Annotated in this window: 23 protein-coding genes; 7 read left to right on the top strand and 16 right to left on the bottom strand. The window is 32.9% G+C overall.

The window, feature by feature from the left end:
- The first annotated feature begins 85 nt into the window (after positions 1–85).
- The gene (locus FNB79_RS04540) at positions 86–1,408 is read left to right on the top strand and encodes an MATE family efflux transporter (protein ID WP_143380176.1); all 1,323 of its coding nucleotides are present in this window, start codon (positions 86–88) and stop codon (positions 1,406–1,408) included.
- A 530-nt stretch (positions 1,409–1,938) separates the two neighbouring features.
- The gene (locus FNB79_RS17165; RefSeq protein WP_185967837.1) at positions 1,939–2,106 is read left to right on the top strand and encodes a hypothetical protein; all 168 of its coding nucleotides are present in this window, start codon (positions 1,939–1,941) and stop codon (positions 2,104–2,106) included.
- 102 nt (positions 2,107–2,208) lie between these two features.
- Here FNB79_RS17165 and FNB79_RS04535 read toward each other — a convergent pair whose 3' ends face one another.
- Positions 2,209–2,850 (bottom strand): 2OG-Fe(II) oxygenase, encoded by a 642-nt coding sequence (locus FNB79_RS04535; RefSeq protein ID WP_143380175.1) that lies wholly within the window; start codon positions 2,848–2,850, stop codon positions 2,209–2,211.
- Between the two features lie 141 nt (positions 2,851–2,991).
- Between FNB79_RS04535 and FNB79_RS04530 the strand changes: the two genes are divergently transcribed.
- Together FNB79_RS04530 and FNB79_RS04525 are read left to right on the top strand one after the other, a co-directional pair.
- Positions 2,992–3,444, top strand: a complete 453-nt coding sequence (locus FNB79_RS04530) for a 6-pyruvoyl trahydropterin synthase family protein (RefSeq protein WP_143380174.1) — start codon at positions 2,992–2,994, stop codon at positions 3,442–3,444.
- A 137-nt stretch (positions 3,445–3,581) separates the two neighbouring features.
- Positions 3,582–4,343, top strand: coding sequence for a UDP-2,3-diacylglucosamine diphosphatase (locus FNB79_RS04525; RefSeq protein WP_143380173.1), 762 nt, complete (start codon positions 3,582–3,584; stop codon positions 4,341–4,343).
- A gap of 256 nt (positions 4,344–4,599) precedes the next feature.
- Here the strand turns inward: FNB79_RS04525 and FNB79_RS04520 are convergent, their stop codons facing one another.
- The 15 genes from FNB79_RS04520 to FNB79_RS04455 form a co-directional block, all read right to left on the bottom strand.
- Entirely contained in the window at positions 4,600–7,314 is a 2,715-nt protein-coding gene (locus tag FNB79_RS04520; RefSeq protein ID WP_246073330.1) for a TonB-dependent receptor, read from the bottom strand.
- Positions 7,292–7,492 carry a hypothetical protein gene (locus FNB79_RS04515; protein WP_143380172.1) on the bottom strand — a complete coding sequence of 67 codons (201 nt, stop codon included), beginning with the start codon at positions 7,490–7,492 and terminating at the stop codon, positions 7,292–7,294. Before FNB79_RS04515 ends, FNB79_RS04520 begins: the two co-directional genes overlap by 23 nt.
- 89 nt (positions 7,493–7,581) lie before the next feature.
- Entirely contained in the window at positions 7,582–7,788 is a 207-nt protein-coding gene (locus tag FNB79_RS04510; RefSeq protein ID WP_143380171.1) for a hypothetical protein, read from the bottom strand.
- 79 nt (positions 7,789–7,867) lie between these two features.
- A complete protein-coding gene (locus FNB79_RS04505) occupies positions 7,868–8,626 on the bottom strand; it encodes a GLPGLI family protein (RefSeq protein WP_143380170.1) in 759 nt (252 codons plus the stop codon).
- A gap of 455 nt (positions 8,627–9,081) precedes the next feature.
- A complete protein-coding gene (locus FNB79_RS04500) occupies positions 9,082–9,804 on the bottom strand; it encodes a GLPGLI family protein (protein WP_143380169.1) in 723 nt (240 codons plus the stop codon).
- Between the two features lie 12 nt (positions 9,805–9,816).
- On the bottom strand, positions 9,817–9,966 hold the full coding sequence (locus FNB79_RS17160; RefSeq protein WP_185967836.1) for a hypothetical protein: 150 nt from the start codon (positions 9,964–9,966) through the stop codon (positions 9,817–9,819).
- A 550-nt stretch (positions 9,967–10,516) separates the two neighbouring features.
- Positions 10,517–11,785: an MFS transporter gene (locus FNB79_RS04495; RefSeq protein WP_143380168.1), complete on the bottom strand. Its 1,269-nt coding sequence runs from the start codon at positions 11,783–11,785 to the stop codon at positions 10,517–10,519.
- 62 nt (positions 11,786–11,847) lie between these two features.
- Positions 11,848–12,210 carry a hypothetical protein gene (locus tag FNB79_RS04490; protein WP_143380167.1) on the bottom strand — a complete coding sequence of 121 codons (363 nt, stop codon included), beginning with the start codon at positions 12,208–12,210 and terminating at the stop codon, positions 11,848–11,850.
- Positions 12,211–12,273: 63 nt separating this feature from the next.
- Positions 12,274–13,962: a single-stranded-DNA-specific exonuclease RecJ gene (gene recJ, locus FNB79_RS04485; protein WP_143380166.1), complete on the bottom strand. Its 1,689-nt coding sequence runs from the start codon at positions 13,960–13,962 to the stop codon at positions 12,274–12,276.
- A 22-nt stretch (positions 13,963–13,984) separates the two neighbouring features.
- Entirely contained in the window at positions 13,985–14,407 is a 423-nt protein-coding gene (locus FNB79_RS04480; RefSeq protein WP_143380165.1) for an OsmC family protein, read from the bottom strand.
- A 392-nt stretch (positions 14,408–14,799) separates the two neighbouring features.
- On the bottom strand, positions 14,800–15,369 hold the full coding sequence (locus tag FNB79_RS04475; protein WP_143380164.1) for a uracil-DNA glycosylase family protein: 570 nt from the start codon (positions 15,367–15,369) through the stop codon (positions 14,800–14,802).
- 6 nt (positions 15,370–15,375) lie between these two features.
- Positions 15,376–15,720, bottom strand: coding sequence for a HopJ type III effector protein (locus FNB79_RS04470; RefSeq protein WP_143380163.1), 345 nt, complete (start codon positions 15,718–15,720; stop codon positions 15,376–15,378).
- Between the two features lie 174 nt (positions 15,721–15,894).
- A complete protein-coding gene (locus tag FNB79_RS04465) occupies positions 15,895–17,259 on the bottom strand; it encodes a dihydrolipoyl dehydrogenase family protein (RefSeq protein WP_143380162.1) in 1,365 nt (454 codons plus the stop codon).
- A gap of 32 nt (positions 17,260–17,291) precedes the next feature.
- Positions 17,292–17,969 (bottom strand): 16S rRNA (cytidine(1402)-2'-O)-methyltransferase, encoded by a 678-nt coding sequence (gene rsmI, locus FNB79_RS04460; RefSeq protein WP_143380161.1) that lies wholly within the window; start codon positions 17,967–17,969, stop codon positions 17,292–17,294.
- Between the two features lie 69 nt (positions 17,970–18,038).
- Entirely contained in the window at positions 18,039–18,788 is a 750-nt protein-coding gene (locus FNB79_RS04455) for a hypothetical protein (RefSeq protein ID WP_143380160.1), read from the bottom strand.
- A gap of 100 nt (positions 18,789–18,888) precedes the next feature.
- Between FNB79_RS04455 and FNB79_RS04450 the strand changes: the two genes are divergently transcribed.
- The 3 genes from FNB79_RS04450 to mscL are packed head-to-tail and all read left to right on the top strand — an operon-like array spanning position 18,889 to position 21,105.
- Positions 18,889–19,536: a thymidine kinase gene (locus FNB79_RS04450; RefSeq protein WP_143380159.1), complete on the top strand. Its 648-nt coding sequence runs from the start codon at positions 18,889–18,891 to the stop codon at positions 19,534–19,536.
- Complete coding sequence (gene alr, locus FNB79_RS04445) at positions 19,529–20,635, top strand: alanine racemase (RefSeq protein WP_143380158.1); 1,107 nt, start codon at positions 19,529–19,531, stop codon at positions 20,633–20,635. Before FNB79_RS04450 ends, alr begins: the two co-directional genes overlap by 8 nt.
- Positions 20,636–20,694: 59 nt before the next feature.
- Entirely contained in the window at positions 20,695–21,105 is a 411-nt protein-coding gene (gene mscL / locus FNB79_RS04440) for a large-conductance mechanosensitive channel protein MscL (RefSeq protein WP_143380157.1), read from the top strand.
- The last annotated feature ends 86 nt before the right edge of the window (positions 21,106–21,191 follow it).

Genomic DNA, 21,191 nt, shown 5'->3' with positions numbered 1-21,191 from the left:
AAATTCAAAATCTTTAAAATAAAATTAAATCTAAACTTAGATAAAAATACGACCTTAGCAACTTTAAAATTACAAATTACTCCTTTTGGAATCATCAATAGCGTTAAAACACATAAATAAATTAGCTGTTCCTGCAATTATTGCAGGTATTAGCGAACCTATATTATCAATAACCGATACAGCTATTATTGGAAACGTTAACCTGCATCCTACCGAAGCTTTGGCCGCTGTTGGTATTGTGGGTACATTTATATCCATGCTAATTTGGGTATTAGGGCAAAGCCGCAGTGCCATTTCTGCCATTATATCGCAATCTGTTGGAGCAAATAAATTAGACACTGTTAAAAACCTTCCGGCACAAGCCATATTTTTAATTACCTCGTTAAGCATTGTAATTATTTTAATAACTTACCCTTTAGCCCAGTCTATTTTTAAACTCTATAATGCCTCGGGTTTAATTCTGGACTACGCACAAGATTACTACAAAATTAGGGTATTTGGATTCCCGTTTACCCTTTTTACATTTGCTGTTTTTGGAGCCTTTCGCGGTCTACAAAACACCTATTACCCTATGATTATTGCTATTATAGGTTCGGTATCTAATATAGCGTTAGACTTTATCCTCGTTTACGGAATCCAAGGCTATATTCCTGCCATGCACATACAAGGTGCCGCATATGCAAGTGTTTTTGCACAATTAATAATGGCTATTTTGTCTACCTATTTTTTGTATAAAAAAACAGATATCCCATTAAAACTCACCTTACCGTTTAATAAAGAAATCAAGAATTTTTTACTCATGATTCTCAATTTATTTATTAGAACATTAGCCTTAAACACCGCCTTATATTTTGCAAGTTCCTACGCTACCGGTTACGGAAAAAACTATATCGCAGCCTACACCATTGCCATTAATATTTGGTTTTTAGGCGCCTTTTTAATTGATGGTTTTGCAAGTGCAGGAAATATACTTTCCGGAAAATTATTTGGTGCTAAACGTCCAGATTTACTAATAAAACTAAGTAACAAACTTATTGTTTTGGGTATTTTAACAGGTTTGTTTTTAGCAGGAATTGGTTGGCTGTTTTACGAACCAATCGGACGCATATTCACAAAGCAACCCGAAGTTTTAGACGCTTTTTACCATGTGTTCTGGATTGTCCTCGCCATGCAACCCCTTTGTGCACTAGCATTTATTTTTGATGGTATGTTTAAAGGTTTAGGCAAAATGAAATATTTAAGAAATGTGCTTCTCGCCTCTACCTTTTTAGTGTTTATTCCCACTTTACTGCTATTCGATTATTACAATTATAAATTATACGCCATTTTTATAGCCTTTACACTTTGGATGGCGGCACGTGGATTCCCTTTAATTATAAAATTTAGACAGTTGTTTTTTATTAAATAATCAAGAGCTATTTTTTATTCTAAAAAATAGCGGAAAAACTTATCAACTTTAGATTAAGTGAAATACCATAAAATAATAGTGAAATAATATTAAAAAGGTCAAAAAAACTAGTTTTTAGACATATTCTTAAATATTATCAACACAAGTAGTTAATCCCAAAAAGCAATTTAAATTTCTCAATTCTTATATCTTAATTTTAGTATTTACATTTACCTAACAGGTATAGTGCCTAACAAAAAAACAAACCAGAAATCTGACCTTCTGGTTTGAAAATGTTTAATTAAAAACTATTTTAGAATGATTGAAGATAAGTATATTTTACTTGTATTTATGTTGATCGCTCTCTGGCGAGAGATGAATCGATAGACTTTTCTACTGGAGCTGGAGGGTTTTCCTTTGGCTCCAATTATAACAAACTATAACACAAATCTAGGTATATTTTACTATTAATAATAATCAATTTTTAATTGTTCTTTCTTATCATTCAACTAAATTTACTCCACGAATAAAACTCCAAGTCCCAACAAAACATGATTGCGCTAATTCAAGACCTTAACATAGAAGAAAAAATAGCGAATGCTCCCGACTCCAATTACGAAATCGGGGTATTTATTGGCTCTATGATACCATTTGTGGTATTTGTTATTTTAGCTTATCTCATGTATTATTACAACAAAAAAAATAACCAAAGCCTATGAATATATTAGAATTTTTAAGTGGCAACGGCCTATTTCTAATCCTTGCCATTGTATTAATCGTTATTTACGTATACAATCGCAATAAAGGCAGACGCTAAAATGCTAACGTGTTTTTAACCAGCCCGTAATACTTAAACGTTCTGTATTTACGGGTTTTACTTCGTGCTCTAAAACCTGGCTTTCAAAAATAACAACACGGCCAGGAAACGGATAAATTTTATGCTCGACCTCAACCCCATTCTCAGTTGTATAAATAACCAATTCGCCACCATTTTCGGGTTGCCAATCTTCATCGTTTAAATAACACACAAACGAAAGTTTTCGTCTGTCATCATTCTGGAACGTATCTAAATGGCGTTTATAAAACGTCCCCTTGGGGTAAATAGCATAGTGAAATTCTTTATGTAAAATACCCAAAAAACAGGTTCTGTTTAAGTACGATATTAAAGCATTAATTTTATTAAAAAATAAGCTTTCAGCATGATTTGCATACTGCTCATCTATCCATAAAATCACATCGCCTCGAATAGATTTTATCACCGTTTCATTTAAACGATTTCCAATAGCAGCCTTTTTAAACGCATCCTCTTCATGTTTTTCACGAATAGACTGCCTAAGCTCTAAAACCTCTTCTGCATCAAAAAAATTGTCAATAATACTGTACTGCTGAGTCAAAAGATTATCAATAATCCTTTCGTATAACGGATTCTCAGCATCAACCAACGCTTCAAACAGCGTGCTCATTAAAAGTGTGTGCTCATGTTAAGTTAACCCTCTATCTTTTAAAAACTTAAGTTGTTTTTCGTATAAAAAGTGCGCAAATGTAATCTAAAAACAAATTGCTTTTACAAATTCGGTACCTTTGCACTGTTAAAAAATCAAATCATGAGTAATATTCGAATTACCAAACAATTTACTTTCGAAACCGGACATGCCCTTTATGGCTACGACGGAAAATGTAAAAACGTACACGGCCACAGTTACAAACTTTCGGTTACCGTAATTGGCAAACCCATTACAGACAACACCAATGTAAAATACGGAATGGTTATAGATTTTGGCGATTTAAAAAAAATTGTGAAATCAGAAATTGTCGATGTTTTCGATCATGCAACCGTTTTTAACAAAAACACACCACACGTCGAGTTGGCAAAAGAATTAAGCGATCGCGGCCACAACGTTTTGTTAGTCGATTATCAGCCAACCAGCGAAATGATGGTTATCGATTTTGCACAAAAAATTAAGCAGTATTTACCAACACACATCACTTTACATTCGTTAAGGTTACAAGAAACAGAAAGTAGTTTTGCCGAATGGTACGCTAGCGATAATTTATAGGGCGTTTCCCTACGCTGCGCTACAGGTCAGGCTTTCGCAAGTCGCTTTTTTAATGCAAAAAAACATTAAAAAGAGCTCCAACAATTGCTCAATCCTTAACGCAGAACCAAACAAAGAACAATTTTTATATTTACAGCATGCAAATCCCAGAAGGCAAAAAAATATACTTCTCGTCAGACAATCATTTAGGCGCACCAACACCCGAAGATTCGCTTCCTCGAGAGAAAAAATTTGTAGCGTGGCTAGACGAAATTAAGCACGATGCAGCTGCCATATTTCTATTGGGTGATTTATTCGATTTTTGGTTCGAATATAAAACCGTTGTGCCAAAAGGCTTTGTAAGAACTTTAGGAAAACTTGCCGAAATTCGCGATTCTGGAATCCCTATTTACTTTTTTGTAGGGAATCACGATTTGTGGATGAACGATTATTTCGAAAAAGAACTCAATATTCCCGTTTACCATAAACCACAAGAGTTCACCTTTAACAATAAAACCTTTTTAATTGGCCACGGCGACGGCTTAGGCCCTGGAGACAAAGGCTACAAACGGATGAAAAAGGTCTTTACTAATCCGTTCTCAAAATGGTTATTTCGTTGGCTACATCCCGATATTGGCGTAAAACTAGCCCAATATATGTCGGTTAAAAACAAACTGATTTCTGGCGACGAGGATGCTAAATTTTTAGGCGAAGACAACGAGTGGCTCGTGCAATATTGCAAGCGCAAATTAGAAACCAAAGCTTACGATTATTTTGTGTTCGGCCACCGCCATTTACCAATGGAAATCTCTTTAAACGACACCGCTAAGTACGTTAATTTAGGTGATTGGATTGGGTATTATACGTATGGTGAGTTTGATGGTACAAAAATGCGTTTAAAAACATTGGAAGAGCATTAATTAGCATACACGCACGCTCATACGACCTTAAACTAAAATCAGAATGACGTGTGTTTTTCAATTTACACTAATAGTTCCTTAAATCGTCATGCTAAACCCGTTTCAGCATCTCTCATTAAACTCAAATTTATATACGCTTATGAGCCCTTGAAACTAATTTAGGGTGAAGCCGTAGATTAGAACTACATGTAAGTAAAATTTCAAAGCACCAAATTATTACATTGGTACATTAAACGGCCTATCTAAGTAAGAGCCATTAGAGCTTATAAATAACCTTAAACATTATAATTCTAGGCAACACATAAGTCTTCGTATCCGAAATTAAAAAGCTAGAAAAGCTATTACTCTGTTTAAATTTTGTATCGAAGGCATTAGATACAGAAAGTTCAAAACCCCAAGGTTGATCTTCTTTTTGGTAAAACAAAGTAGCATTTAAATTATCGAATCTGTTTTTTATATCCGCGGAATTATTCCGATAGAAATCGTAATCATAATCGGTTTTAAAAATAAAATCATTTAAAAAGTCATACGATAATTCTACTAGAATATTATCATTTGCAAACCGTGTTTCATCTCCAAGTCCGTTATAGATATTGGCTTGTTTTTTATACTTCAAAAGTAAATTAGGGTAGTTTTTAAATACAGTCTCTATACCTACCGCTCCAGAAATATCTTTAGATTGATTTAAATTCGTTTCCGCATTTAAAATCTGATAAAATTCTGAATAACTAAATTGAGCTTCTAGCGAATACCGTATCTTATGAATCTGTTTAGAGACTCCACTAAAAAATAATAATTCGTTCTCCGGCTGCATAAATAATACCACTGAATTATACTGATCTATCCCATCTAACAGCGTCACATTCTTTATTAAAGATTCTTTTTTAGTATACGATACCCTCGCATTAAAATGCATTTTTTTAAATAAACTAAAGCTGTAATAACTAAGCGAAATTCTGTGATTCAAGGCATTTTGCAAAGTTTCATTACCTTTAAACACACTGTTAAAACTAGATAACATATACCTATTCGCTAAGTTTTGAATAGTGGGAAATTCTGTATTTTTAGCATATTTAAAACGTAAAGACTGGCCATTATTAATCTCGTAATCTATATCCAATTTTGGCAACAACACTCCTTTATGTTGCGTAGCACGTTCTGAAATTTGTCCTGTTTCCCAAAAATAAAAATGATAATAGGCCGCTGGCTTAAACGTGACTCTGTCTATTCTAAATTTATATTCTAATCCCAAATAGGTATCAATTAAATTATATCCAAAATCATTATTGAAACCGGCATCTGAAAAAGGATTTATAGTTCCATCTGTTTGCTGTTGTAAATCCTGACTATAAAAATCGCTGAAAGCTAAATTAACACCAAGACTACTGTATAAATGATTAAAATTATTAAGCTCCCAATAGTCCTTAGCTATCGCATTAAAACTATGTGTATTCGCACGTATTGTTTGCTGTATGTTATATAAATTGTCTGTTTCTAAGGGTAAAACATCTTGTAGAATTTCCCGATCCGTTATCCAATTAGTAAACGGTTTTTCGTTCTGAAATATATAACTAGCCTCTAAAGTTCCGGTATGTGTTTTAGATAGTTTTCTACTATAACTTAGCTGCTGCTTAAGCTGTAAACCTTCTAAAGCATTTAAAGTTTGCACCCTGTTATCTTGTGTTGGGTTTTCAGTTAAAATTAATCCATCACTTTCATTATCACTCAGTTTAATAAAACTAGTATAAGCCAAATCTTCTTCGAAACTAGGCTCGTAATCTAAGGTGATTTTACCTATTAAAAACCGATTATTGGACTGGTTTTGAGACAAACGTGTTTCGGTAAACGGATTCTCATTATCTAAATAAGCATTAACGCTTTCTATTTCTGTTTCTGTTTTATTGTTTGAAGCAATAACATAGCCGTTTAAATCTGTTGCCTCGCCTATCGATTGCCTAAAATTTATAGCTCCAAACTGATTTGTACTGGCTTTAAAATCTTGATTATTTATAAATGCAGATAAATCACTATTTCGTAAATTACTGATGCTATTAGAGTCGTCTAACAGCTTACTAACGCCACCTTCGAACTCCATATAATCTTTAAACGTAAAACTTTTATAACCTGTATTATTTAAATCTCCAATAAGATTTAGGGTAGTTTCTGGACTATAATAAAATAAACCGGCATGCATAAGGTATCTATCTTCTATACCGCCACCAGCTTCTATATCGCCAAAAACAAACTTTTTTTTGTCTTCCTTTAACGTAATATTCATCGCCGTTTTATCGCTATCTTCCAAGCCTTTAAGCATAGCTACTTCGCTATAGTTTTCTAGAATTTCTACCTTATCTACGGCATCTGCAGGAATATTATTAACAGCTAATTTACTACCGCCATTAAAAAAGGCTTTGTTCTCGACCATAACTTTGGTTACTTTTTTACCATTGGCCGTCACATTCCCGTCTCTGTCGACTTCTATACCCGGGAGTTTTTTAAGCACTTCTCTAAGCTTACGCTCGTCTCCTGTTACAAACTTATCGGTGAGGTAAATAATAGTATCCTTTTTTACAGTTATCGGTGGTGTATATGCAATATTAACCTCATTTAAAACATCTATATTTTCGCTTAAACTAAAATTTCTAACAACTTTAGTTTCTTCTGAAATCTTTAACGCTACAGTTAATGGTTTAAAACCTAAATAACTAATCGTTAATTGATAGGATTGATTGGATTGAAGCTTTATTTTGTAAGTCCCCTCTTTATTAGTTATACCAAAACTAACCGAAGCCTCATCGGACTCAGGCATAACTAAGACATTTGCATTTTCTAAAGGATTATTCAGGCTATCTGTAACCTGGCCTGAGAGCTCTATAGTTTGGGCGTAAGTGGAACTGCCTATTAAAACAAATAGAACTATTATTTTTACTTGACTGAAAATATTTACTTTAGTCTTTAAATATGCCTCCAAATTTCTTTCTATATGCGTCTTGACTAATTAATATCCCTTCTGGTTTTTCTATTTCAAATACATCTTCCTTACTATTAATAGATACTTTAGTCGCTGTAAAAATTACATGCGGATTCTCTAAAAGCAATATTAAACCTGGTAGACCTTGATATTGATAGTTCTGGCGTAAACCAAGCAATAGTAGTAAACTTAGTATTATTGTTATTTAATATCGCTTTAAAACATTTGTTTCTCCCGATTTGCTTAGACTCGTTTGTTATTGTCCATTTATACAATCCGCTTTCTTTTTGCACTAAACAGGATTCTTGATCGGGACCTATCCTTTAAAATTTCATTCATCGCATTCACATAAGATACATATTTAGCATCTCCAATCTTATCAGAATTTACTATTACAACTTTAATATACGTAACTTTTTCTGAAAAATTATTTTGAGCTTTTACAACATATACCAATAATATAAATAATAGCAATACTATTTTTTTAAGTATAGTTTTATAATTTTTATTCTAACACTAAACCAGATATTTTAGACTTTAAATAGTAAGCATTCTAATCTAAAGACCGTTCTAATTTCTTATTTAAACCGCCAATTATATCTTCATATTCTTTTTCATTTAATGTATTTGTATCTTCAATATTTTGAACTTTTAAATTAGGTATCATATCGATTTCTCTAGCAGTTACCACTGCTCCTTTAAGATGCACCTCTACTATTAAACCAGGTAAACCCATAAAAATATCTGGGCCAGCTTGCAGAGGAATGGATGGAGCAAACCAAGCTTCAATACTAAATTCCTTATTTAATACTGGATTATAATATTTACCTGTAGCCTGAATTGCATTATATCCTAATATGCTTTTTTGAGATTTTGAAATCTTCCAATTAAAATTATAAGCCTTTTGTTTAACTTTAAAATCTTGTCCTGCTAATTTTTTACCAAAGATGATACTATCTCTAGCATAATTAGAATAAACCTGTTCATTAAAAGAAGCAAATCGTTTTGCTAATTTTATAAGCATTTGTGTTTTCGGAGAATCACTATCAGATTGTAATTTATCTTCAGCCTCAAAAAAGGATTCCTCTTTTGTCGCTATTAGATTATAATTTACTGCTTTTGCCTGCTCGCGAACTTCTCTTGTTAATTGTTTACCTCGTTCATCTAGATTATCTACAGAACCATGCAGTTTAATCTCAGAAATGCAGTAAACTATTTTATAGGAGGTTTGAGATAGACCGATTGAAAAATTTAAGAATAAGATTACAGATAAAACCAATTTAAAAACAATAAAATTTACTTTTCCATTCATAATTTTTACTTTTTTAGTTGATTAAATTCAATGTAATATTTAAAATTATTCAAGCCGTTTTAAAAAACCGTTAAAAATTTGGCATCAATGTTTTATACTAACTTAATTAAAAAAACTAACACGAGTTAAGTTGCAACTACCTATAAATAAAAATTAGAAACGGCTTAAATTAAATCTAATACTATTTAAAGACATTCAAATCCATTATTTTATATAATAAAAACACATATAAATTAAAAATAGTCTTAATATTATAGTAAAACCGTAATGTCTTCACCTGTAATTCCAAATCGTATAGCGACCAGATCAGCTTTAGGGACCGCTAACAAATTAGCATACTCAAAAGAATTGTTAAGACTATCTGCAACCTGACCTTAAACTCTATAATTTAGGCTTAAGTAGCGCATATTAAAATGGATAGCATTGTTATTTTTAGTTTCCTAAAAATATCTAATTTAATTATCAAACAGAAATGCTGTATTGTCTTTTACCATTTTCTTATAATCTGTTTCCGATATAGGTTTACCATCATCTGGAAATTTCAAAATGTCTGCATTATTTCCTAAGCTAATTTTTGTTGCAGAAAAAATTAATTTATTTTTCGTTAGCTCTAAAATAAGCCCCGGGAGCCCACCCATTCCAATCGGACCAAACGGAAAATTTAATTCAGGAGCAAACCAAACTATAATAGCCTCATCAGATTTTAATATTGCTTTGTAGCAGGTATAACCTCCAATTTCTCTTTTGTGTTTAGTAATCTCCCAATCTAACTTTTCATACTCCAGTTGAATATTAAACAATTTCCCTGAAAACTCTTTTTGCTTAACAAACTTTTGTTTTGTTCTATCGCAATAATATGTACCTCCAATAAAAATAGAGGCCATTTTTTGATAAGGATCATTGTCTAACTCTATTTTATCAACCTCTCTAAAAACACTAAAATCTTTGTTAAACACCAACACACATTCTTTATTATTTAAAGCATTATATATCCCCTTAATTTTAGCTTTAGCGGACATTCCTAGATTTTTATCATCTAACCCACTATAATCTCTTGAAATTTTATAAGTGATTTCTGAATTTTGACTAAAAGAAAGTAAACTAATGAAAACTATAATTAGTGAAACTAAAAATTTTCTATACTCCGGATAAAATTTCATAATAATTAACATTTTCATTAGTTTAAGGTTTTAACACCCTTCAATGAGTAATAGAACTAATTCTGCAGTTTCCATCATATGAAAAGCAATTTCTCGAGCATCATCTATACAGTCTGGTATTTCTGCATTTGATAATTTAGCAGATGAAGTATTGAAAGAAAACCTATTAGCTATGGGCATAAAAATAAGAGATAAAAGATTAATTTTTTTATGTTTTTTTTTAAATTTTAATTGGTTAAAATCAATTCTAAACCATACAGTTTAAAAATATTTGTTTGAAGCCTTATATTTTCTGAAGCCAATAATTATAAAACTAGCGCTAGTTAAGTTGCAACTGTCTATTAATAAAATTAGAAACGGCTTCAATTGCATCTAATAATATTTAAAGACATTTAAATCTAATGTTTACTGTTAAAAAAAACAGTTTTTGTTAAAAAAATACGTAATTCATAGAAAGACAAGTTTTTCGTTACGGAAAAACCGTAATCACCTCATATTTATATAATTAATTGCTTTATTTGAACTTTTTAAAGTAGTAGAAATGAACTCTAAAATTTATAATAATAAGCATGATTCGCCTTACTCGAATGCGACCATGAAATGGAACTATTGTATAAAAAAATGGGGTTAATTAAACTTATTGTGACACTGTGGATTATAAATAAATTTTAGTGAAGTTTTAAAGCACCAATTTTTTTGCATTAATACATTATACAATTATTACATTAGATTACCCCTCATTCTCATGCTCCTCCAAATCCTTGCGTAAATCTAGTTTTCTAAAGGTTGGTGAGAATATTCCTGTAGTTAATACAATTAGTAACGTCATACTACCTCCAAAAACAACGGCAGTAACTGTTCCCATAAGTTTAGCTGTAAGACCACTTTCAAAAGCACCCAATTCGTTAGAAGAACCCACAAACATAGAATTTACGGAAGCCACACGTCCACGCATATGGTCGGGTGTTTTCAATTGTAAAATGGTCTGACGAATAACCATTGAAATACCATCAAACACACCACTAAAAAACAACGCCCCTACCGACACCCAAAACCACATAGATAATCCGAAGACAATAATACTACATCCAAATCCGAAGATGGCGAGAAGTAACTTCATCCCAGCATTTTTATTCATTGGGATATACGCAGAAATAATCATAGTAATAAAAGCCCCCACCGCCGGCGCGGCACGCAATACACCAAACCCTTGTGGCCCGACCTTTAAAATATCTTGCGCAAAAACTGGTAGTAACGCTACAGCTCCTCCAAATAACACAGCAACCATATCTAAAGTAATGGCGCCTAAAATGGCTTTAGTACTAAATACAAACTTCACCCCTTCTTTTAAACTTTGCATAACAGGTTCTCCTAGTTTCGGGTTTAAAATCGGTTTTTTAGAAATTTGAGTTAAAGAGATTAATGCTGTTAATGAAAAACCTACAATAACACACATAGACCAATGCACTCCAATTAAATGAATAGAAAATCCTGCCAATGCTGGTCCTAATACCGCTCCCATTTGCCACACCGAACTGCTCCATGTCGCTGCATTTGGATATAACTTTTTAGGCACCACTAAAGACAATAATGAGAAAATGGTAGGACCTAAAAAGGAGCGGACAAAACCGCCAAGAAATACTAAAAAGTAAATAGAATATAGAACTACATTTTGAGAAAGGTTGCCTACAATTTTTGGCCATGTGAGTAAAAACAATCCGAAACTAATTACAGAAAATCCAAGGATACATTTAATTAGCAAACTCTTTTTTTCGCTCTGGTCTACAATATGACCCGCAAATAAGGCCATGGATACGGCTGGAATCACTTCCATAAGCCCGATGATTCCTAAAGACAATGGATTTTTAGTAATGCTATACACTTCCCATTCTATCACAATAAATTGCATAGACCAGGCAAATACCATGGCAAAACGGACTAATAAAAATATATTGAATTCTTTATACCTTAAGGCAGCGTAAGGGTCTTTTTGTTTCATAACTTATCTAAAGAAGAAACAAATGTACAAAAGGGTGGGTTTAAAAAACTCTTGAAATATGCTTAATTCTTACATATTTCATTAACATAGTCATCTAATTCGATATGGAAAAGCGTCCCTGCAATTAAATCGTCTATATCTCTTAACTCTAAAGCATTTATGGCCAAATCTACCTGACTACAAGGTGTTTTTAATAACATAAACCGATTACGTTCTTTGTATTTACACTGCGCGCAAGGATTTGAGAATTTGACATATTGTATTTGTTTTTGAAATTGAATTATTTCTCGATACGTCAAGTAAAATCCCATATCACGAAAAATAATCTGAATTTTAGGCGACTGCTTTTTTTTAGGTGTCTCTTGCTTCCAAATAAAGGACACTCCAAAATCGTTGTGGTATATTTTATTAATGTCTTGGTCCATAACACTGGGTTTAGAACCACTAAAATACTTATTATTTATATTTAATCTAAATAAAAACAGTATTTATTTTAAATCTCTAAGTTTTAGCTGTAAGCTCGTTATTCCATTCCAATGATTTTCATCAATAGTATACACCACATCAAAAGGTTTTGTTGTAGAAACCGCATCAATTTTAGCTCCTAAACCAAACCCGATGCATACAATAGGTTGCACTTGTCCTTGTTTTACTGTAATACGCAAATGATCTTCATCTTTACCAACACATTTGCCGTAACCTGTATCTACAACAGCTTCCGTCATAAAAACCGGAGTCATATTTCCGGGACCAAACGGCGCAAATTGTTTTAAAATACGATAAAACTTAGGAGTGATGTCTTCTAAATTAATTTTGGCATCTATTTTAATTTCGGGTGATAATAATTTAGGATCTATAGTTTGGGACACCACATCTTCAAAAGCTTGTTTAAAAGCATCATAATGTTCTGGAAGCAAGGTTAAACCGGCCGCGTATTTATGTCCGCCAAACTGTTCAATATGTTCGCTACAAGCTTCTAAAGCATTATACACATCAAACCCACTGACGGAGCGTGCCGAAGCCGCCAATTTATCGCCACTTTTAGTAAACACTAAAGTTGGTCTGTAATAGGTTTCGGTTAATCTAGAGGCAACAATTCCTATTACACCTTTATGCCAATCGTCTTGATACACTACAGAAGTATACCGGTCTTGCTCTTTTAATTCTTCAATCTGATTTAAAGCTTGTATAGTAATCTCTCTATCGGCTTCTCTACGGTCTAAATTAAAACTTTCAATTTCTGCCGCATAGGTTTCAGCTTGCTTTTCATCCATTTCGGTAAGCAACTGCACGGCATAAGTTCCGTGTTTCATTCGTCCGGCAGCATTAATTCTAGGCGCTACAATAAAAACAACATCTGTAATGGTAAATTCGGTTTTATCAACCTGATTTAAAATGGCCTTAATGCCTGGTCTCGGATTCTCGTTAATAATTTGAAGTCCGTAGTATGCTAAAATTCTATTTTCGCCAGTAATAGGCACAATATCGGCACCTATGGCTGTAGCCACTAAATCTAAATATTCACCTAAATCTTCAATGGTAAACCCTTGTTTAGACGATAAGGCTTGAATGAGTTTAAAGCCAACCCCGCAACCGCATAATTCTTTATACGGATACTCACAATCGTCCCGTTTAGGATCCAGAACTGCTGCTGCATCTGGAATTTCAGCGCCTGGACGGTGGTGATCGCAAATAATAAAATCAATGCCCTTCTCTTTAGCATAAGCGACTTTATCAATCGCTTTTATACCACAGTCTAACGCAACTATAAGGGTGAACTCGTTATCGTGAGCAAAATCGATACCTTTATAAGATACACCGTAACCTTCGTCGTAGCGATCTGGAATATAGGTTACCACATTCTCCTGACGGGTACGCAAATACGAACTCATTAACGCTACAGAGGTGGTACCATCTACATCGTAATCGCCATACACCATAATATTCTCACCAGTTTCCAAAGCTTGCTCGATACGCGCCACAGCTTTGTCCATATCTTTCATTAAAAACGGATCGTGCAATTCGTTAAGATTAGGCCTAAAAAAAGATTTAGCATCTTCGAAGGTCTCAATACCACGTTGCAATAATAAAAATGCTGTTAATTCATCTATTTGAAGCGCGTCTTGTAATGCTTTTACTTTATGAGATTCTGGTTTGGGTTTTATGGTCCAACGCATAGTTTATAACTGACTCTGATTCTTAAATTTTATGATAATGAGAACGTACTTTTACATCGGCAAAACGACGAAACATTTCCATAACGCCACAGTATTTATCGACCGATAAATCTACAGCTCTTTTAATTTTAGTTTCGTTTAAATCTGTGCCGTAAAAATGATAATCTACAGTAACAAGGTGGTAATACTTTGGGTGTTCTTCGGTTAAATGTCCTTCAATAACAATTTTAAAATCGTCTATATCAACCTTCATTTTTTCTAACATTGGTGTAATATCTACACCCGAACATCCTGCTAAAGCCGTTAACATTAATGCTTTAGGACGCAAACCGTCTCCTTTACCTCCGTTATCTTCTCCTAAATCGATTAATACGGTTTTTCCGCTCGGATTATCGGATTCGAATTGTACATTGTTCTTCCACTGTGTTGTTACAAGATGCGTCATAACTTTATATTTTTAATTTAAAGGACTTCAAAAATACGACTAAAATTCAGAATAAAATACCACTAGCAACACCATTATCTCCCGATCACGACCAAGAAATATTGAATTTCTGCCCTAAATCGGTTTAAACCTTATAATGTTAATCTGTCAAAAGCAAAGCTTTCATTAATTTAAATAAAGTCTTGATGGTTAACGAAGGTTGCTAAACTTTCATTTTAAAAACTTTACTATTTGCTTTAAAAACTTTTTATAAAACAAGATGAAAAAAGGTAAACATATTCAAACAGTTTTGGGCGTTTCCCTTTTGGGTCGCGCTTTCCGTTATATCTTTTATGGTGAAAAACCATAAAAGGATGCCACTGCAATCGTCGCTAACGCAAATGGGTTTTCAATTATATAATTTCATGTACTCTTTTTTGTAAATCAGGCACAACTGAAGCTTCAAACCAGGAATTTTTAGACATCCAAAACCGGTTTCGTGGTGATGGGTGCGGAATTGGAAAATAAGTGGGCAAATACGATTTGAAGTTGGAAACGGTTTCTGTCAAGTTCGTTCCAACGTCTGTTTTGAGATAATATTTCTGAGGATAATTCCCAATTAAAATCACCAATTTTACATGTGGTATTTTACTAAATAACGCGGCATGCCATTGAGGTGCACATTCGGGTCTTGGAGGTAAATCGCCACTTTTACCTTTACCAGGATAACAAAATCCCATAGGTATAATGGCAAAATTTTTAGTATTGTAAAATTGGTCTTCAGAGACATCTAGCCAGGCCCTTAATCGCTTGCCACTTGCATCGTTCCAAGGAATTCCGGAATTATGCACTTTTAATCCTGGTGCCTGACCAACAATTACAATTTTAGAATCTGGATGCGCTGTAGCAATAGGATGCGGACCTAAAGGCAAATGATCTACACAAATAGTACATTGCTTAACTTCATGTAAAAGCGCATCCATAATGACTTATTTCAACTTTAAGGCCTCACCTTCAAACTGTAAACCATCAAATCCGCTATTGATAAAATTTCTAATGTTTTGATGACCTTTACCTTCTGGATCTCCTAAAACATCTATATAATAAAACTGGCCAAAACATGATAAAGTTTCATCTTTTGAAAACCCTTGAAGTTTTGCAAAAGCAAATAGTTTACAGGATCCGGAATTTTCTCCTGCTTTGTTATAAATTTCACCATTTTTAAAGGCAGTAGGTGTAAAATCATATAGCGAATCTATCACCTCCATAGTATCTGAAAACACTATAGTTTTTGGTTTGGTTTTTAAAGTTTCTATAAACTGATTTAAAGTCATTTTTCTATTTTTTTGATATTATTTTAGTTCCCTGAATAGAACCAACACTTTAGTTACCAAATAATTAATACTATTGTGTAGCAAACGACAACTTACTTAAATGTTTTAAATATTAAATATAATTTGGGTATTTACAGTGTCTTTTCTTAAAATTTTATTTCAATACAAATTTATTTAATCTTCATCTTGTAACATAGATTTTAGATCGTTTGTATATGTTGGATATGTAAACATTTGTTTTTTAAACTCAGACACTGTCATTTTTTGACTAATAGCCATTGAAAAGATGTTAATTGTTTCATGAGCTTCTGTACTTAAAAGATGTGCTCCAACAATTTCGTTAGTTCTTTCGTTTACTAAAATTTTATAAGCATACACTGGATTATTTTCTTTCCTAGCATTATACCAAGAACTGGCATCTCCTTTGTAAATTTTCACATTTTTAAAACGACTAAGCGCTTCTTCTTCAGAATATCCTACACTAGATAATTTTGGGTTTGTAAATACCGTAGAAGGCATAAAAGGAATTGTAAAAACTTTAGACTGGTCTTTTATAATATTATGACTAGCGACATAACCTTGTAAACCAGACACTGGAGTTAACGGTAGCGCTTTACTACTTACATCGCCACAAGCAAATACATTAGGGTTAGAAACACTTTGCAAATAATCGTTTACTACAACACCACTTTCATCAAACTTCACATTAACTTTATCTAAATCTAGCATATTAATAGAAGGTACACGACCAGCCGTATTAAACACTTTTCTTGATTTAATAGATTGTTGTGCCCCTTGTAATGTATAATTAACTTTAAAATTCTTTTTTAATTTTTCAATAGAAGTCACTTGGGCATTGTAAATAAAAGTTACTCCAATTGTTTTAAGGTAATTAACTAAAGTCTCTACTAAAAACGGATCGAAAGCAGTTAAAGACCTTGCCCCTTTTTCTATAATTGTAACTTTACAACCTAAAATAGCCAGCATACTTGCAAACTCCATACCCACATAGCCAGACCCAATAAAAGTTGCATGTTTTGGTATACTTTTTAAATTTAAAATATCGTCGCTAACTTTTAAATATTCTTGCCCTTTTATTTTTAAATCTAGCGGAATCATACCTGTAGCAATTACAAATTTATCTGCAGATATAAGTTTGCCTTCAATTAGTATTTCATTTTTATTTTGAAACACAGGTGATTGATGATATAAATCTATTCCTAAAGCTACCAAATCCTCTTCTGTATTTGGAGGAATACTATCTGTAAAGGAGGATTTAAATTTCTGAACCGTTTTCCATTTTATTTTGGGCATTTTTGAAACACCCTTTTTAGTTAATAACTGACTAGTGTGTAATAATTCTGAAAACTGTAATAAGATTTTTTTAGGATCGCAACCTCTAAGGGCACATGTGCCTCCATAAGCTCTATTATCGGCTATAGCTACAGTTTTACCTTTGTTAATACAAAATTTGGCTGCAGTTTGTCCTGCTATTCCTGAACCGATTACAAATACATCGTAATGTTTAATTTCTTTCATAATACCCTGTTTAAGCTTCTATACTAAAGCTATTATTCTTTAGGTTTACCACCAACTATAATTACTATTTCTCCTTTAGGTGGTTTATTTGTGTAATGCTCTAAAACAGATTTTGCAGTACCACGAATAGTTTCTTCGTATAATTTTGTTAATTCACGAGACACAGAAACAGGACGATCTTCTCCAAAATATTCGCAAAATTGAATAAGTGTTTTTATAAGTTTATGTGGTGACTCGTAAAAAATTATAGTTCGTGTTTCTTCTGCCAAATGTAAAAACCGTGTTTGCCTACCTTTCTTAACAGGCAAAAAACCTTCAAACACAAACTTATCGTTAGGCAACCCAGAATTTACTAAGGCCGGCACAAAAGCTGTTGCACCAGGCAAACAATCTACTTCTATCCCATGTTCTACACAAGCTCGTGTTAATAAAAAACCAGGATCTGAAATCGCAGGTGTTCCGGCATCACTAATTAAAGCGATAATTGTTCCGCTTTTAAGTTTATTAATTAAACCCTCAACTGTTTTATGCTCATTATGCATATGATGTGATTGTGAGGGTGTATGGATTTCAAAATGTTTAAGTAATTTCCCTGAAGTTCTGGTGTCTTCAGCTAGAATTAAATCTGCTTCTTTTAGAACCTTTACTGCTCTAAACGTCATGTCTTCTAGATTACCAATTGGTGTTGGCACTATATATAATTTACTCATGTATGTTTAATTAAATAGAAGGATTTTTCTTGACTAGAATACGCGACAAGTGTATAATTTTAAAATGGTTTAATTGAATTTACCTTCTATAATTTGCATAAAACGTGCTTCAAAAATATCTTTACCTTCCCAATTATTGTAATCTATTTTTACAACATTCTGAATTAAATTACTGGCTTCTTCAAAATTACTACAGGTGTTAATTTGAGAAATAACCCGGTCATAATCTTCGCTACTCCCACCAAACAATTGTTTTATAAATGCAATTTTATCGTTTAATCCAATGTTTAATCCACCGCTTTTTAACTTATCATTTAATGATTTTTTAGAATTTACTTTAGAAGATTCGGATACGGGCTCAAAAATTGGAGTTTCTTTAAAATCGGCAGTTATCTCCTCAAAATCATTCTTTTCGTAAGTAGGATCTGGTGTCATTGATGCTATAAATTCGTCTACCGCATCTGTCTCTTGGGGCATTTCTGCGACAAGGTCTTTAATTTTTTCCATAACTGGCTCAGAAATTTCTTGAAGATCTTCGTCTGGCTGTTGTTGGTCTTCACGAATAAACACATCGCGATCTACTTCTACACTATCTGTAACTTTATTATTAAATGCAGTGTCTAGCATTCCGAAAAAAGAAGAATCGTTAGCAATAGTTAGCTTCTCGCCTTGAGGTGTTTCCTGAAGAAATTTAAGGACAGAAAGTTTTTCAAAAAGAAGAGCAGTTTCTGCATGTAGCGCATTTAAATCATCTTTGCCCTCAAGTCTAATAATTCTCAATGCAATATTAATTAACTCTGATTCTAATTTCTTCTTCATAACTTTTATATTTAAACTATTTTCGCCATTTAATTTTTAATAAATTTACACCCTTATAAACAAACAAAAGTTTGTAAAATTTTAGTGTTAAAATTACAAAATGTTTCTCGAAAATACAGTAAATCATAAAGAACAATTTGGTTGGATTGAAGTTATCTGCGGATCGATGTTCTCTGGTAAGACAGAAGAATTGATTCGAAGACTTAAACGTGCACAGTTCGCTAAACAAAAAGTTGAAATTTTTAAACCCTCGGTAGATATTCGCTACAATGAAGAAATGGTAGTGTCTCACGATGCTAATGAAATACGTTCTACTCCTGTGCCTGCAGCTGCTAACATCCCTATTTTAGCAGACGGTTGTGAAGTTGTGGGTATTGATGAAGCTCAGTTTTTCGATGATGAAATTGTTCGTGTTTGTAATGATTTAGCTAACAAAGGCATTCGCGTTATTGTAGCCGGATTAGATATGGATTTTAAAGGAAACCCATTTGGTCCAATGCCAAATTTAATGGCCACTGCAGAATACGTAACTAAAGTACATGCTATTTGTACAAGAACAGGAAATTTAGCACAATTTAGTTACAGAAAATCGCAAAGTGATGCACTTGTGTTACTTGGAGAAACGGAAGAATACGAACCTCTTAGTCGTGCAGCTTATTACAAAGCCATGCGTAAAGAAAAAACTAAAAACACTAATTTTTTAAACACTGAAGATTCTGATTTAAATCCAGAAAACACCGATGCCTAAAGCACAGGAAACCCTCTTAGAAATAGATTTAAAAGCGCTAGAACATAACGTTACTTATTTAAAATCTATTATAAATCCGGCTACAAAATTTATGGCCGTGGTAAAATCTTACGCCTACGGGAATGACGCTGCTGAAATTGCAAAATTCTTAGAAAATTTACATGTAGACTATTTTGCGATTGCCTACACCTATGAAGGCGAACAATTAAGAACAGCTGGCGTAACTACACCTATATTAGTATTGCATCCGCAAAGCGTAAGCTTTAATAGCTTAATAACAAAACATTTAGAACCTAACCTATATAGTTTAAAAATTTTAAAAGAATTTATTGAGACAGCTAAACAGTTAAAGCTAAAACATTATCCTGTGCACTTAAAATTTAACACAGGATTAAACAGACTTGGTTTTTCTGAAAATGATATCCCTGAAATTCTATCTGTATTGAAAGCTACAGATACAGTTAAAGTAGCCTCTGTATTCTCACATTTAGGTGCTAGTGAAGATTTAAATGAAAAAACATTTACTCTAAACCAAATAAAGGCCTTTAAAAACTACTCTGAAAAATTATTAGCAGGATTACTGTACAAACCTCTACTCCATATGTGTAATACCTCTGGTATTATAAACTATCCAGAGGCTCATTTTGATATGGTTAGAAGTGGTATTGGCATGTATGGCTTTGGAAATTCTGATTTAGAAAACACCCATTTTAAACCCATTACAACTTTAAAAACAGTAATTTCTCAAATTCATAAAATAAAAAAAGGAGATAGCGTAGGTTACAATCGAGGATACATTTGTAACACTCCTTTAACAACTGCCACTTTACCTTTAGGTCATGCAGATGGTATTGGTAGAGAGTACGGAAATGGCAAAGGATTCGTTGCTATAAATGGTCAAAAAGCTCCTATTGTTGGCAATACATGTATGGATATGATTATGGTAGATATTACAAATATTGATTGCCAAGAAGGCGACGAAGTTATTGTTTTTGGAGATTATCCTACTGCCGAAATGTTTGCAGCAACTGCCAACACAATATCTTATGAGTTGCTTACAGGCCTATCTCAGCGCATAAAACGTGTTATTTTAAGATAAAATTAACAATATTAATATTTTTTATATACTTTCGTTATTATTAACCAATCCTAAACCATATGGCATTTTTTAAAGATTTCAAGTCCTTTCTCCTTAAAGGCGACATTATTAACCTTGCAACTGCGGTAATAGTTGGTGGTGCATTTGGTAAAATTGTAACTTCTTTTACCAAAGACATTTTAATGCCCCCTATCGGCTTATTACTAGGCGATGTAAACTTTACAGATTTAAAATATGTGCTTAAAGAAGCTACAACCAATGCTACTGGTACAGAAGTACCTGCTGTGACAATTAATTACGGAAACTTTTTACAAATGGTAATAGACTTTATTATTATAGGGTTCTGTATTTTCATGGTATTAAAAGCTTACGAAAAATCTAAAAAGAAAGAAGAACCAGCTCCAGCTGCACCTGCAGGACCTACTCAAGAAGAACTTTTAGCAGAAATAAGAGATTTACTTAAAAAATAAAAATTGTTAAATAATTAACAATATGTTTTTTGTTGTTAAAAAGCCTTGGTTTTAAAGAGACTAAGGCTTTTTTTTAATTATTAATA

It is taken from the genome of Formosa sediminum (assembly GCF_007197735.1).
GTDB lineage: Bacteria > Bacteroidota > Bacteroidia > Flavobacteriales > Flavobacteriaceae > Formosa > Formosa sediminum.
The sequence above is the reverse complement of the archived record's forward strand: the minus strand, read 5'-3'. Positions and strand labels throughout refer to the sequence as shown.